The organism is Serratia sp. CY31944 (assembly GCF_052169175.1).
Taxonomy (GTDB): Bacteria; Pseudomonadota; Gammaproteobacteria; order Enterobacterales; family Enterobacteriaceae; genus Serratia; species Serratia sarumanii.
The window spans coordinates 142,601-157,588 of sequence record NZ_JBJNLG010000002.1; the positions used below are offsets into that span (position 1 = coordinate 142,601).

Here is a 14,988-nt window from a genome sequence, read left to right on the forward strand (position 1 = left end):
TTAAACCATTCATTGTTTAACGATGATATTTTCCTGCGATGGATCAACGTGTTGCATCTGCAGTTTTTCTGTCGCGATACGTTCAACCCGGCTGTGATCGCCGAGGGCGTTCTCTTCTAAAATCAGGTTGCGCCACTCGATATCCAGCGCATCGCGCTCCAGCACCAGCTGTTCGCGCTCGGCGGTCAGCAGGCGGGTGCGGTGCGCGGTGGTCACCACGAAAACCGCGGAGACCAGTGACGCAATCAGTAAAATCAGAGGGATCTTGGCATTGCGCAGCAGATCGCCGCCAATCACCCCGACCAGGCCGTGACGTTCGTTGCCAATCACGCGGGCATCCTCTCAGCAATACGCAGCACCGAGCTGCGCGCACGCGGGTTGTCCGCCACTTCCGCTTCCGACGGCATCATTTTGCCCAGCGCTTTCAGCGTTCGCCCGCCCATGCTGCGCAGTTGCTCTTCGGTCAACGGAATGCCCGCCGGCACCTGGGCGCCGCGGCTGTGGTGACGCATAAAGCGTTTGACGATGCGGTCTTCCAGCGAGTGGAAGCTGATGATCGACAAACGGCCCCGTGGGGCCAGCACTTCCAGCGCGCCGTCGAGCGCACGCTCGATCTCTTCCAGCTCGCTGTTGATATAGATGCGGATCGCCTGGAAGCTGCGCGTCGCCGGATGCTTGTGCTTTTCACGGAACGGGCTGGCATCGGCAATCAGATCCGCCAACGCTTTGGTGCGCGTCATCGGCTCCACGCGGTTTCTTTCCACGATGGCGCGCGCGATGCGCTTGGCGAAACGCTCTTCGCCAAAGGTTTTCAGCACCCAGGCGATGTCGTCCGCTTCGGCCTTCATCAGCCACTCGGCGGCGGACAAACCGGTGGAGGGATCCATGCGCATGTCCAGCGGGCCATCGCGCATAAAGGAAAACCCGCGCTCTGCGTCGTCAAGCTGCGGCGAAGAAACGCCCAGATCGAGCAGAACGCCGTCGATCTTGCCCACCAATTCACGTTCCCGCACGTAGTGCGACAACTCGGAGAATGGGCCGTGTACGATGGTAAAACGAGGATCTTCAATAGATTTGGCGGCTGCAATCGCCTGAGGGTCACGGTCAATCGCCAGCAAGCGTCCTTCCGGCCCCAGTTGGGACAGAATCAGACGAGAATGGCCACCGCGACCAAAAGTACCGTCGATATATATGCCGTTGCTGCGGATGTTGAGGCCGTTGACGGCTTCGTCCAGCAGGACGGTGGTGTGTTTATAGTTTTCCAACATGCTTATAGCGACAAGTCCTGTAGCCGCTCAGACAACGGTTCCTGAGTCGACTGTTCAGCGTCAATATCATCCTTGACTTGTTGATACCAGGTCTGTTCATCCCACAGTTCAAACTTGTTGAACTGACCGACCAGCATCACTTCTTTCGTGAGCCCGGCGTGTTGCCGCAGCGTATTGGCGAGCAGCAAACGACCGGCACTATCCATCTGACACTCACTGGCATGCCCCAGCAACAGGCGCTGAACGCGGCGCTCGGCGGGATTCATGCTCGACAGACGTGATAATTTTTGTTCAATAATTTCCCATTCGGGCAAAGGATAAAGCAGCAGGCAGGGCTGATGGAGGTCAATGGTACAGACCATTTGGCCTTGCGATTCCTCGTTGAGCAATTCCCGATATCGGGTAGGTACGGCGAGCCGCCCTTTGCTGTCGAGGTTGACCATCGTCGCTCCACGGAACATTCCTGAGCTACCCCTTAGTGACCGTTTTCACCACTTTACCCCACAAATTCCCACACAATGGAGTTTACGGAGGGTATGAAAACCTTGTCAAGCCAGAGCGCCAGCGCTTTGGCAATATTTCTCTGGTCATTTTGGGAGCTGACTCGCGAAAGAAACTCTGATTATTCGACGATTAAAAATTAACACCATGATAAACGGAGAGAATTTTCTAAGCGGAAAGAATCTGATTAAAAACCTGACGAACTGGCGATTAATTAACTCATTACTTCCTTCTGCAAGCCATGTCTCATTTTTCAGCTCGGCAATCTCAGTGCGGTAACCGCTGGCGAGCCGCGCCTGACAAGGCTCGGCGCCTGGCGAATCGATCGCGGAATAAGGCCATAACTCCTTGAGTTAATAACGCTCAATCGTTATTTACCGTAAAACCGGTCGCTATTTTACTTCAATTTGCACGGCCGTGATGAGGCCGCGAAAAAAATAAATGGCTCGGATATTACGAGCAGAAGTAATTTCGATTTAAATCAATTTGGTAAGATTATTCCCAAAATACCTGTTTACAATTATGGTTTCATTTTCTTACACCTTTATTTCCACAATTTCTGCCGGAAAAAATCTTCACTTGAAGCAAAAAATCGCAACCACATGTTTTTAATGAGTTTATTCTAAAATGCCGATTTTAATCCCTCCGCCCTCACCTCATCCCCGGTTCCGCGGGACAAAAACCGAACAAATGTTAAAAATAAAAATATAAACCTAGTTAAAAAACATAATGCAGATTAGTACACTATAAAAAACGCAAAACCCAGACTTAACATCCAGTCATTAATAATTTAACAGCACTTTAACCAAGGGGATGACATATGCTTTCGCCCGCCGCTCACTGGCGTAGCGCCGCTGCCGATACGTTCGCACTGGTGGTGTACTGCTTTATCGCCGGCATGGCGATAGAAGTGTTGATCTCCGGCATGAGCTTTCAGCAATCCCTCTCTTCGCGCCTGCTGTCGATTCCGGTCAACATCCTGATCGCCTGGCCCTACGGCCGCTATCGCGATCTGTTTATCCGCACGGCGCGCCGCAGCCCGCGCGGCCAGTTCGTGCTGCGCAACCTCGCCGATCTGCTGGCCTACGTCAGCTTCCAGTCGCCGGTTTATGCCGCCATTCTGTGGAGCGTAGGCGCCGACGGCCAACAAATGCTGGCGGCGGTCACCAGCAATGCGCTGGTCTCCATGGCGATGGGCGTGGTGTATGGCTATTTCCTGGAATATTGCCGGCGGCTGTTCCGGGTGGCGGGCTACGTCTAAACCAGGAGCCCGGCAAAGCGGGCTCCTGTAGAGCGGACTATTTGCGGCTCAGGCTGCCGCGGCGGAACAGATTGCGGCGGATACGCGTCAAACCCGGCTTGGGTTTACGCGGTTCGTCCAGGCTGGCCAACACCAGCTCCAGCACGCGTTCGGCCACGTCGCGATGGCGCTGCGCCACCGCGAGCACCGGGCACTCGAGGAAATCCAACAGTTCATGGTCGCCGAAGGTGGCAATCGCCAGATCGGTAGGCAAACGGCCGCGTTGCTTCAGCGTCACGTCCATCACGCCCTGCAACAGCGAGAATGAGGTGGTGAACAGCGCCTGCGGCATCGGGTGCGTTTTCAGCCATTCGGCGAACAGCGCGCCGGCGGCTTCACGTTCATAGCTGTTGGCGTACAGGTAATCGACATGGCGGGGATCCTCTTGCCAGGCCTGACGGAAGCCCTGCTCGCGCAGGAAGCTCACCGAAAGCTCCGGCAAGGCGCCCAGATACAGCACCGATTCCGCCGGGAAGGTGCGCAGCTCCTGCGCCAGCGCAAAGGCGTCTTCCTGATCGGCCCCGACGACGCTGATGAAATGCTCGCGATCCAGCGCGCGGTCCAGCGCGATAATCGGCAGCGGATCGTTGGCCCAGCGTTGATAGAAAGGATGTTCCGGCGGCAAGGCGGTGGAAACGATGATGGCGTCCACCTGGCGCTGCAGCAGGTGCTCGATACAGCGCATTTCGTTGTCCGGCTGATCTTCGGAACAGGCGATCAGCAATTGGTAACCACGTTGGCGCGCCTGGCGCTCCAGGTAGTTGGCGATGCGGGTATAGCTGGTATTTTCCAGATCCGGGATCACCAGACCGATAGAACGGGTACGCCCGGCGCGCAGCCCCGCCGCGACGGCATTCGGGTGATAGTTATGCTCCCTGACCACGGCCATCACTTTCTCGACGGTTTTATCGCTGACACGATACTGCTTCGCCTTGCCGTTGATGACGTAACTGGCCGTCGTGCGCGAAACGCCCGCGAGACGCGCGATTTCATCCAGTTTCACATGAACCCCTTAATGACGCTGAAAATAGAAGTGAAGGCTGTGCTCGGATTAACCATGACATCCCGTGCGGTTATTCAATCCAGCCTCTGCGATCTAACAGCAGAAAACACTGCCTAGCAACCGCTTTTGCCGAAAGGTGCCAGCAATCGGGCAAAAAATACCGAAAAACAAAGGGCGCAGCCACGCCGCGCCCCCGATTATTCGCCGCCAGACCGCGCTCAGCGCATGATTTTGTCGCCACGCGACACGCCGACCACCCCGGAACGGGCCACTTCCACGATCTCCGCCACTTCACGCACCGCGCTCAGGAAGGCGTCGAGCTTGTCGCTGGTGCCAGCCAGCTGTACCGTGTACAGCGTCGCCGTCACATCCACGATCTGGCCACGGAAAATGTCGGCGCAGCGCTTCACCTCTTCACGGCCGTAGCCGCTGGCCTGCAGCTTCACCAGCATGATCTCGCGCTCAACGTGGGCGCCCTGCACCAGCTCGCTGACGCGCAGCACGTCCACCAGCTTGTGCAGCTGTTTCTCAATCTGCTCCAGCACTTTCTCGTCGCCGACGGTCTGGATAGTCATGCGCGACAGCGTCGGATCGTCGGTCGGCGCCACCGTCAGGCTCTCGATGTTATAACCGCGCTGGGAGAACAGCCCGACCACGCGCGACAAAGCGCCGGATTCGTTTTCCAGCAAGACAGATAAAATACGGCGCATGATCAGGTCCTCTCCGTTTTGCTAAGCCACATTTCGTCCATGCTTCCGCCGCGGATCTGCATCGGGTAAACATGTTCGGTTTCATCGACGGTCACGTCGACGAACACCAGCCGCTCTTTTTCCGCCAGCGCCTGCGCCAGCTTGCTTTCCAGCTCATCCGGCGTGCGGATGGCGATGCCGACATGGCCGTAAGCCTCGGCCAGCTTGACGAAGTCCGGCAGCGAATCCATGTAGGACTGCGAGTGACGGCCGGAATAAATCATGTCCTGCCACTGCTTTACCATGCCCAGATAGCGGTTGTTGAGGTTCACCACCACCACCGGCAGGTTATATTGCAGCGCGGTGGACAGCTCCTGAATATTCATCTGAATGCTGCCGTCGCCGGTCACGCACACCACGGTTTCCTCCGGCAGCGCCAGCTTGACGCCCAGTGCCGCCGGCAAGCCGAAGCCCATGGTGCCGAGGCCGCCGGAGTTGATCCAGCGGCGCGGTTTATCGAACGGATAATAGAGCGCGGCGAACATTTGGTGCTGGCCGACGTCCGAGGTGACATACGCATCGCCTTTGGTCAGGCGGTGCAAGGTTTCGATCACCGCCTGCGGTTTGATGGTGCCGCTGTGCTTGTCGTAACCCAGGCAGTCGCGGGCACGCCACTGCTCGATAGACTGCCACCAGTCGCGCAGCGCGTCGTGATCCTGCGCTTTCTCGTCCTGTGCCAACAGCTCCAGCATCTGCACCAACACCTGTTTGGCATCGCCGACGATCGGAATATCGGCGTCCACCGTTTTGGAGATCGAGGTCGGATCGATATCGATATGCAGCACGGTGGCGTCCGGGCAGTATTTGGCCAGATTGTTGGTGGTGCGATCGTCGAAACGCACGCCGACGGCGAAGATCACGTCGGCGTGATGCATGGTTTTGTTGGCTTCATAGGTGCCGTGCATGCCGAGCATGCCGACGCTCTGCCGGTGGGTGCCAGGGAAAGCGCCCAACCCCATCAGGCTGCTGGTCACCGGCAGATTCAGCTGCTCCGCCAAGGCCAACAGTTCGGCTTCGCAACTGGCGTTGATCGCGCCGCCGCCGACGTACATCACCGGCTTTTTGGCCGCCAGAATGGTTTGCAGCGCGCGTTTTATCTGCCCGCGGTGCCCCTGCACCGTCGGGTTGTAAGAACGCATGCTCACGTCCTGCGGGTAGGCATAAGGCATCCGCACCGCCGGGCCGACGATATCTTTCGGCAGATCGATCACCACCGGGCCGGGCCGGCCGCTGGAAGCCAGGAAGAACGCCTTCTTCAACACCGCCGGGATGTCTTCGGTGCGTTTTACCAGGAAGCTGTGCTTCACCACCGGGCGCGAAATCCCCACCATATCGCACTCTTGGAAGGCGTCGTAGCCGATCAGCGAGCTGGGCACCTGCCCCGACAGCACCACCATCGGGATCGAGTCCATATAGGCGGTGGCGATACCGGTAATGGCGTTGGTGGCGCCGGGGCCGGAGGTCACCAGCACCACGCCCACTTCACCGGTGGCGCGCGCGTAGCCGTCGGCCATGTGCACCGCCCCCTGCTCGTGGCGCACCAGAATATGATCGATCCCTCCAACCGTATGCAGGGCGTCGTAGATATCGAGCACCGCCCCGCCGGGGTAGCCGAATACATGCTTAACGCCCTGATCGATCAACGATCGGACGACCATCTCGGCTCCTGACAACATCTCCATGGGTTTGCCTCCAGGCTTGCTTATTCTTCTCTGGCGCCGGAACGTGGCGCCTGCTGCGGGGCAATGCCCCAAAGTTTTTATGGGTTGTCGCTATCGAATTAACATAACGTCAGAATTTGGGGCAGGCAAACGACAAAATGGCTTAGCGGAGGCATGGTTATTGCCAAGCGGCTGGATATCATGGCTTTATAAAAACAATGCGCTAGCCGCAGGGTTGTCAGGCTAGGCATTGTTTCGAACAGAGGGAAAATTACAGAACTAAATCAGGTGAAGGATATGCCGCTTTTTTCGCCGGGCACATGGCCCGGCGGCGGCGTCAGGCCTGTTCCTGGTACATTGAATCGATTTCGCGCTGATAGCGCTGCAGGATCACTTTGCGGCGCAGCTTCAGCGTTGGCGTGAGCTCTCCCAACTCCATGGAAAAGGCTGCCGGCAGCAGGGTGAACTTCTTCACCTGTTCGAAGCGCGCCAGCTCCTTTTGCATCTCGCGCAGGCGCTTTTCGAACATCTCGAGGATTTCGCCGTTGCGCAGCAGTTCCAGGCGATCCTGGTATTTCAGGTTGACTGACTTCGCATACTCTTCCAGCGACTCAAAGCACGGCACGATCAGCGCAGAAACGAATTTACGCGCATCGGCGATGATCGCCACCTGCTCGATAAAGCGATCCTGCGCCAGCGTGCCTTCCAGCATCTGCGGCGCGATGTATTTGCCGCCGGAGGTTTTCATCAAATCCTTCAGCCGTTCGGTGATGAACAGGTTGCCCTCTTCATCGATCGCACCGGCGTCGCCGGTTTTCAGCCAGCCGTCCTCGGTAAAGGTCGCGGCGGTTTCCAACGGTTTGTTGAAATAGCCGCGCATCACGATCGGCCCGCGCACCTGGATTTCATTTTCCTCGCCAATGCGCACCTCGACCTCCGGCAGCGGTTTGCCGATAGAGCCGAAGCGGAAATGCCCCTCTTCCCAGCAGGAGACGGTGGCGCAGGTTTCGGTCATGCCGTAACCGTACTTGATGTTGACGCCCATCGCCTGGAAAAACAGGATCACATTGTCGTCCAGCTTGGCGCCCGCCGCCGGCAAAAAGCGCACCCGGCCGCCGAGGATACCGCGCAGCTTGCTCAACACCAGCTTGTCGGCCCAGCGGTGGGTGAAGTCGAACACTTTGCCCAACGGTTTGCCGGCCCGCTCCTGCAGGAACTTGCGCTCGCCGCAGACGATCGCCCAGTGGAACAACGCACGGCGCAGCCAAGGGGCGCGCGCCACTTTTTCATGCACCGCGCTGAAAATCTTCTCGTAGAAACGCGGCACCGCACACATCAGCGTCGGGCGGACCTGCCCCATCGCTTCCCGCACCCAATCGGTATTCGGCAGGAAGACGTTCTGCGCGCCGGAATGCATCACAAAGAAGCTCCAGGCCCGCTCGAACACGTGCGACAGCGGCAGGAAGCTGAGCGACACATCCTCTTCGCCGACCGTCAGCCTTTCATCATGCAGGTAGAGCTGCGCCGCCAGGTTGCGGTAGTCCAGCATCACCCCTTTCGGCTCGCCGGTAGTACCCGAGGTATAAATCAGGGTGAAGAGATCCTGCAGGTCGCACTCTTCAATACGCTGCCGACGTTGAGCGGCAAAAGCCACCGGATCGGCAGCGCGCTCGAAGGCGCTCAGATGCTGTGCGATCTCGCAGCCGCGCAGATCGGCTCCCTCGTCGAAGACGATAATGTGCCGCAGCTGTGGGCAGACGCCGCGCAGCGCGATGGCGGCGTCAAGCTGCGCCTGCTCACCGACGAACAGTATGCGGATGTCGGCGTCGTTGGTGACAAACGCCGCCTGCGCCGGCGTATTGGTGGAATAGAGCGGTACGCTGACGCCACGCAGGTGCAGGATCGCGAGATCGGTCAACGACCAGGCCATTGTGTTATTGGCGAAAATACCGATGCGTTCTTGCACTTCGACGCCCAGCCCCAGCAGCCCGGCGGCGATGCGATCGATGCGGGCGGCGGCCGCACCCCAGGTCAGTTGCAACTCGCCGTTGGGCGACCATTGGCGAAAAGCTGTGCGATCGGCTCGGTGGGTGATTTGATGCTGTATACGATGGATCAGATGGTATTGCAGCAGATTAGTGATCATAGTGCTCTAAGCCTGAAATGAATCATACAGTTAAGCCTGAACGACGCCTTGCGGCCCTCATCTCAGCTTACACGTGTTTACTTTTTTCCGCGCAGTCTACCTACTCTCAGGCAGGGGGAAAAGCGATTTCAGCGTAGAAGTGTGAGCCAAAACTCAGGCCGGCTTTCGCGCTTTCATCAGTTGGACAGAATGGGAAGGAAAAGGTTTGCCGGCGGCAATAAAACGCGGCCCATCCGGGCCGCCGCATCGAGTTAGTTTAATATACTAGCCGGAAAGTAAAAATCAGAATATTAATTTATATTAATTATTTTTGCTGAACGAACAAACCCACTATGAAAATAAGTTATTTTATCGCCGTAAAACCAAGAAACATCTTAATAAAAACACAGATAGTTCTTAGTTTTTATCATGAGAAAAAAACGCTCAGTTGAATATTATCTTTATATGGCTCCCATTTTTTATCGCTTTACTTTGGGTTACCCGCCTCAATCAGGACGGATTTCATCCACTGGTGCCCTTTATCCCGCTCAGAGGATTCATGCCAGGAAAGATAGCAGGTTGCTTTATTGTGATTGGCGCACAAAGGAACCGCCTTTATTTTCAACGCCTCCGTCTGTTGTCTCACCAGCCAGGCAGGTGCAATCGCCACCATCTCCGTTTGCGACACCATATTCAACACGCTGTAGAGATCCGTGCACTGCTGCGTCACGGCGCGCAGCATCGGTTCCTCTAAATAAAAAGGCTTACTGAACGATCCAAAACTTTCCAGGGATACCGCCGCGTGCTGTTCGGCCAGCATTTGCTCCGGCGTCGCCTCCTCGCCCATTCTCGGGTGCGCCTGCGCGGCCGCCAGCACTAATTCGTCGTCGAACATCGCCAAACTGCGAAACTCTGCCGATTCGAAACGGCTGTAGCCGATGACAAACTCGACGTCCTGATAACGCAATTGATGTTCGATATTATTGTTGATGTATGACTTTATTTGCAGATTAAGCTGCGGCGCGATCTGTTTGACGTGATTGATTATCCCGGCGCCCAGGCGCAAGTCGAGCGGACTGCACAGCGACAAGGAAAACGCTCGCGTGCTGGTCAGCGGCTCGAACTCGGCGCCCGGCAATTCATTCTGCACCAGCTGCAACGCTTGCCGCACCGGGCCAAACAGCTGCCTGGCCCGCATGGTGGGCTGGATCCCGCGCCCGCAGCGCACGAACAGTTCGTCGTTGAACATCACCTTCAGGCGCGCTACCGCGTTGCTCACCGCCGGCTGCGACATCCCTAGCGAATTAGCGGCTCGCGTAATATTTTGCATTTGCATCACGGCGTCAAACACCGTCAGCAAATTAAGATCGACGCTGCGCAAATGAATGTCCGCCGGCTCTTTGACCATAGTGATTTCTGAATCATATTCAGCCATATTTCACTCCACTAAATCCTGTGTAGATAATCTAATCCTTATGCTCGACAAACAATGAAACGCCGCATTGTCATATCTTTGCACGACAAATCCTGCCATTACCGTCATCAACCGATAAAAAACCTCGTGTTATCGACACGATATAAGTCGTATATGGAATACATGTCAGTAGTTTCTCCCGTCAGCGGGAAGAATGCCACCTAGGTAGTACTAATAATTAGGTATCAACAATGATTAATACAACTAAACAACATAGCTGCACTGTATGAGACAAACTATAAAAACACATCATAAGCAATCAAACCATCTAAAAACACCGCTCACTTTGTGTAAAATTACATTATTTTGTTATATTATGACTAAAATAATCAATTAATCATATGAATTCAATTTAAATCATTTGTATAAAAAATGTTATTTTGTTGCCCCCCGTGATTAATCCCTCTTATTTTTTCATCGCAAATCTTAACGCAACGAAATCCAGAAGCAATTAGCGCAGTATATATTCGATTCGTTTATGCTAAGCAGCGCGCAAACTGGCCCCATTTTTTCTCTAAGGCGTCGCTTTTTTGCCGAATGATCCTCTGTTTGGCCAATGGGCTGGTGCATTGTCCCCGCATTCAATCAGGTGTTGACATCGCCAGGCCAATCACGTATCAAATTAGGCAGACACCCAATTTAAGAGAAGCTGAACCCTTATGATCCGTACTCATCGTCTACTAGGCCTACTACTCAACGCATCTTGTTTGCGCGGTATGCCTGTGGACGAAGTTCGGAGCTGACTCAGCCGATCACCCATAAGAAACCCGCGCTACTGCGCGGGTTTTTTTTTGCCCGCTTAGCGTGAAATCAACACGATAAGGAATGCACCGATGAGCCAACAAGTCATTATTTTCGATACCACGCTGCGTGATGGCGAACAGGCGTTGCAGGCCAGCCTGAGCGTAAAAGAGAAGATTCAGATTGCGCTGGCGCTGGAAAGAATGGGCGTCGACGTGATGGAGGTCGGCTTCCCGGTCTCTTCGCCGGGCGACTTCGAGTCGGTGCAAACCATCGCGCGCCAGATCAAGAACAGCCGCGTCTGCGGCCTGGCCCGCTGTGTGGACAAAGACATCGACGTGGCCGCCGAAGCGTTGCGCGTCGCCGAAGCATTCCGCATCCACGTATTCCTGGCCACCTCAACCCTGCACATCGAATCGAAACTGAAGCGCTCGTTCGACGAAGTGTTGGAGATGGCGGTGCGCTCGGTCAAACGCGCCCGCAACTACACCGACGACGTAGAGTTCTCCTGTGAAGACGCCGGCCGCACGCCGATCGACAATCTGTGCCGCGTGGTCGAAGCCGCCATCAACGCCGGCGCCACCACCATCAATATTCCGGACACCGTCGGTTACACCACGCCGAACCAGTTCGGCGGCATCATCACCACCTTGTATGACCGCGTGCCGAACATCGACAAAGCCATCATTTCCGTGCACTGCCACGACGATTTGGGCATGGCGGTCGGCAACTCCATCGCCGCGGTTCAGGCCGGCGCCCGTCAGGTGGAAGGCACCCTGAACGGCATCGGTGAGCGCGCCGGCAACTGTTCGCTGGAAGAGGTGATCATGGCGATTAAGGTGCGCCAGGACATCATGAACGTGCACACCAACATCAATCATCAGGAAATCTTCCGCACCAGCCAGATCGTCAGCCAGCTGTGCAACATGCCGATCCCGGCCAACAAGGCGATCGTCGGCTCCAACGCCTTCGCCCACTCCTCCGGCATTCACCAGGACGGCGTGCTGAAGAACCGCGAAAACTACGAAATCATGACCCCGCAGTCGATCGGCCTGAAGGACGTGCAGTTGAACCTGACCTCCCGCTCCGGCCGGGCGGCGGTGAAACACCGCATGGAAGAGATGGGCTACCAGGAGCAGGACTATAACCTGGATACCCTGTACGCCGCCTTCCTGAAGCTGGCCGACAAGAAGGGCCAGGTGTTCGACTATGACCTGGAGGCGCTGGCCTTCATCAACAAACAGCAGGAAGAGCCGGAGCACTTCAGCCTGGGCTACTTCAGCGTGCAGTCCGGCAGCAGCATCATGGCCACCGCCTCGGTGAAACTGATCTGCGGCGGCGAAGAGAAAGCCGAAGCCGCCACCGGCAACGGCCCGGTCGATGCGGTTTATCAGGCAATCAATCGCATCACCGACTACCCGATCGAGCTGGTGAAGTACCAGTTGACCGCCAAGGGCCATGGCCGCGACGCGCTGGGCCAGGTGGATATCGTGGTCTCTTACAACGGCCGCCGCTTCCACGGCGTGGGTCTGGCGACCGACATCGTCGAATCTTCCGCCAAGGCGATGGTGCACGTGTTGAACAATATTTGGCGCTCACAGCAGGTAGAAAAAGAAAAGCAGCGCCTGCAGCAAAACAAACATCAAAATAATCAGGAAACGGTGTGAACATGACGAAGACTTATCACATTGCCGTCTTGCCCGGAGACGGCATCGGCCCGGAAGTAATGGCTCAGGCGCGCAAAGTGTTGGACGCGGTGCGTCAACGCTTTGACATTCGCATCACCACTGCCGAATACGACGTCGGCGGCATCGCCATCGATCGCCACGGCAGCCCGCTGCCGCCGGCGACCGTCGCCGGCTGCGAGCAGGCCGACGCCATCCTGTTCGGATCGGTAGGCGGCCCGAAATGGGAACACCTGCCGCCGGCCGAGCAGCCGGAACGCGGCGCGCTGTTGCCGCTGCGCAAGCACTTCAAACTGTTCAGCAACCTGCGCCCGGCGCGCCTGTATCAAGGGCTGGAAGCATTCTGCCCGCTGCGCGCCGACATCGCCGCCCGCGGCTTCGACATTCTGTGCGTGCGCGAACTGACCGGCGGCATCTACTTCGGCCAGCCGAAGGGCCGCGAAGGCCAGGGCATGCAGGAGCGCGCTTTCGATACCGAGGTGTATCACCGTTTCGAGATTGAACGCATCGCGCGCATCGCCTTCGAATCCGCCCGCAAGCGCCGCCACAAGGTGACGTCGATCGACAAGGCCAACGTGCTGCAAAGCTCCATCCTGTGGCGTGAAGTGGTCAATCAGGTCGCCAAGGATTACCCGGACGTGTCGCTGTCGCACATGTATATCGACAACGCTACCATGCAGCTGATCAAGGATCCGTCCCAGTTCGACGTGCTGCTGTGCTCCAACCTGTTCGGCGACATTCTGTCCGACGAGTGCGCGATGATCACCGGCTCGATGGGCATGTTGCCGTCCGCCAGCCTGAACGAGCAAGGCTTCGGCCTGTACGAACCGGCGGGCGGTTCCGCGCCGGATATTGCCGGCAAAGGCATTGCCAACCCGATTGCGCAGATCCTGTCCGCCACCCTGCTGCTGCGTTACAGCCTGGGCACCGATGAAGCGGCCGACGCCGTGGAGCGCGCCATCAACCAGGCGTTGGAACAGGGCTACCGCACCGCCGATCTGGCCGGTGACGGCAAAGCCGTCAGCACCGATGAAATGGGCGACATCATCGCTCGCTTTGTAGCTCAGGGGGCATAACATGGCCAAGACCTTATACCAGAAGCTGTACGACGCCCACGTGGTGCACGAAGCGCCGAACGAAACGCCGTTGCTGTATATCGACCGTCACCTGGTGCACGAAGTCACTTCGCCGCAGGCGTTCGACGGCCTGCGTGCCATGGGCCGTAAGGTGCGCCAGCCCGGCAAAACCTTCGCCACCATGGATCACAACGTGTCGACCCAGACCAAAGACATCAACGCCAGCGGCGAGATGGCGCGCATCCAGATGCAGGAGCTGATCAAGAACTGCGCGGAATTCGGCGTTTCGCTGTATGACCTGAACCACCCGTTCCAGGGCATCGTGCACGTGATCGGGCCTGAGCAAGGCATGACGCTGCCGGGCATGACCATCGTTTGCGGCGACTCGCACACCGCCACCCACGGCGCTTTCGGCTCGCTGGCGTTCGGCATCGGCACCTCCGAAGTGGAACACGTGCTGGCGACCCAGACCCTGAAGCAGGGCCGCGCCAAGACCATGAAGATTGAAGTCACCGGCGACGCCGCCGAGGGTATTACCGCCAAAGACATCGTGCTGGCGGTGATCGGCAAAACCGGCAGCGCCGGCGGCACCGGCCACGTGGTGGAGTTCTGCGGCAAGGCGATCGAAGCGTTGAGCATGGAAGGACGCATGACCCTGTGCAACATGGCGATCGAAATGGGCGCCAAGGCCGGGTTGGTCGCGCCGGACGACACCACCTTCGCCTACCTGAAGGGGCGTCAGTTCGCGCCAACCGGCGAAAACTGGGAGCAGGCGGTCGCCTATTGGCGCACGCTGAAGTCCGATGCCGACGCCCAATTCGATACCGTGGTGACGCTGCGCGCCGAAGAGATCGCGCCGCAGGTCACCTGGGGCACCAACCCCGGCCAGGTGATCGCCGTCAATCAGGCGATCCCGGCGCCGGAATCGTTCAGCGATCCGGTCGAGCGCGCCTCCGCGGAAAAAGCCTTGGCCTACATGGACTTGAAACCGGGCATCAAATTGACCGACGTGCCGATCGACAAAGTGTTCATCGGCTCCTGCACCAACTCGCGCATCGAAGATCTGCGCGCGGCGGCGGCGATCGCCAAGGGGCGCAAGGTCGCCAGCGGCGTGCAGGCCATCGTGGTGCCGGGCTCCGGCCCGGTGAAGGCCCAGGCGGAAGCCGAAGGGTTGGACAAAATCTTTATCGAAGCCGGTTTCGAATGGCGTTTGCCGGGCTGCTCGATGTGTCTGGCGATGAACAACGACCGTCTGAATCCGGGCGAGCGCTGCGCATCCACCAGCAACCGTAACTTCGAAGGGCGTCAGGGCCGCGGTGGGCGCACCCACCTGGTCAGCCCGGCGATGGCCGCCGCGGCCGCCGTTGCCGGTCACTTCGCCGACATCCGTGATATTCACTAAGGG

12 protein-coding genes are annotated in these 14,988 nt (G+C 57.5%); 4 read left to right on the forward strand and 8 right to left on the reverse strand.

All coding sequences use genetic code 11. From position 1 onward, the window contains the following. Window positions 1-9: 9 nt before the first annotated feature. From ftsL to mraZ, 3 genes are read right to left on the reverse strand one after another with little or no spacing between them, the layout of a single operon-like run. Window positions 10-330, reverse strand: coding sequence for a cell division protein FtsL (gene ftsL / locus ACJ8IN_RS03005; protein WP_012005204.1), 321 nt, complete (start codon window positions 328-330; stop codon window positions 10-12). Next, complete coding sequence (gene rsmH / locus ACJ8IN_RS03010; RefSeq protein WP_033637099.1) at window positions 327-1,268, reverse strand: 16S rRNA (cytosine(1402)-N(4))-methyltransferase RsmH; 942 nt, start codon at window positions 1,266-1,268, stop codon at window positions 327-329. The genes ftsL and rsmH overlap by 4 nt, the downstream gene beginning before the upstream one ends. Window positions 1,269-1,270: 2 nt before the next feature. Then, window positions 1,271-1,729, reverse strand: coding sequence for a division/cell wall cluster transcriptional repressor MraZ (gene mraZ / locus ACJ8IN_RS03015; RefSeq protein WP_025159638.1), 459 nt, complete (start codon window positions 1,727-1,729; stop codon window positions 1,271-1,273). A gap of 860 nt (window positions 1,730-2,589) precedes the next feature. Here mraZ and ACJ8IN_RS03020 point away from each other — a divergent pair. Further along, window positions 2,590-3,030, forward strand: coding sequence for an L-alanine exporter AlaE (locus tag ACJ8IN_RS03020; protein ID WP_308325424.1), 441 nt, complete (start codon window positions 2,590-2,592; stop codon window positions 3,028-3,030). Window positions 3,031-3,067: 37 nt separating this feature from the next. Here the strand turns inward: ACJ8IN_RS03020 and cra are convergent, their stop codons facing one another. From cra to leuO, 5 genes are all read right to left on the reverse strand, one after another. Next, complete coding sequence (gene cra / locus ACJ8IN_RS03025) at window positions 3,068-4,072, reverse strand: catabolite repressor/activator (protein WP_004932801.1); 1,005 nt, start codon at window positions 4,070-4,072, stop codon at window positions 3,068-3,070. A 218-nt stretch (window positions 4,073-4,290) separates the two neighbouring features. Then, on the reverse strand, window positions 4,291-4,782 hold the full coding sequence (gene ilvN, locus ACJ8IN_RS03030; RefSeq protein ID WP_004932806.1) for an acetolactate synthase small subunit: 492 nt from the start codon (window positions 4,780-4,782) through the stop codon (window positions 4,291-4,293). 2 nt (window positions 4,783-4,784) lie between these two features. After that, window positions 4,785-6,503 carry an acetolactate synthase 3 large subunit gene (gene ilvI / locus ACJ8IN_RS03035; RefSeq protein WP_060422467.1) on the reverse strand — a complete coding sequence of 573 codons (1,719 nt, stop codon included), beginning with the start codon at window positions 6,501-6,503 and terminating at the stop codon, window positions 4,785-4,787. A gap of 316 nt (window positions 6,504-6,819) precedes the next feature. Beyond that, complete coding sequence (locus tag ACJ8IN_RS03040; protein ID WP_060422470.1) at window positions 6,820-8,628, reverse strand: AMP-dependent synthetase/ligase; 1,809 nt, start codon at window positions 8,626-8,628, stop codon at window positions 6,820-6,822. Window positions 8,629-9,094: 466 nt separating this feature from the next. Next, a complete protein-coding gene (gene leuO / locus ACJ8IN_RS03045) occupies window positions 9,095-10,042 on the reverse strand; it encodes a transcriptional regulator LeuO (protein ID WP_033649194.1) in 948 nt (315 codons plus the stop codon). An 872-nt stretch (window positions 10,043-10,914) separates the two neighbouring features. Between leuO and leuA the strand changes: the two genes are divergently transcribed. Genes leuA through leuC form a run of 3 tightly spaced genes read left to right on the forward strand, consistent with a single transcriptional unit; the run spans window position 10,915 to window position 14,985 of the window. Next, the gene (gene leuA, locus ACJ8IN_RS03050) at window positions 10,915-12,489 is read left to right on the forward strand and encodes a 2-isopropylmalate synthase (RefSeq protein ID WP_004932820.1); all 1,575 of its coding nucleotides are present in this window, start codon (window positions 10,915-10,917) and stop codon (window positions 12,487-12,489) included. Window positions 12,490-12,491: 2 nt separating this feature from the next. Continuing rightward, a complete protein-coding gene (gene leuB / locus ACJ8IN_RS03055; protein WP_060423347.1) occupies window positions 12,492-13,583 on the forward strand; it encodes a 3-isopropylmalate dehydrogenase in 1,092 nt (363 codons plus the stop codon). A 1-nt stretch (window position 13,584) separates the two neighbouring features. Continuing rightward, on the forward strand, window positions 13,585-14,985 hold the full coding sequence (leuC, locus tag ACJ8IN_RS03060) for a 3-isopropylmalate dehydratase large subunit (protein ID WP_033637093.1): 1,401 nt from the start codon (window positions 13,585-13,587) through the stop codon (window positions 14,983-14,985). The last annotated feature ends 3 nt before the right edge of the window (window positions 14,986-14,988 follow it).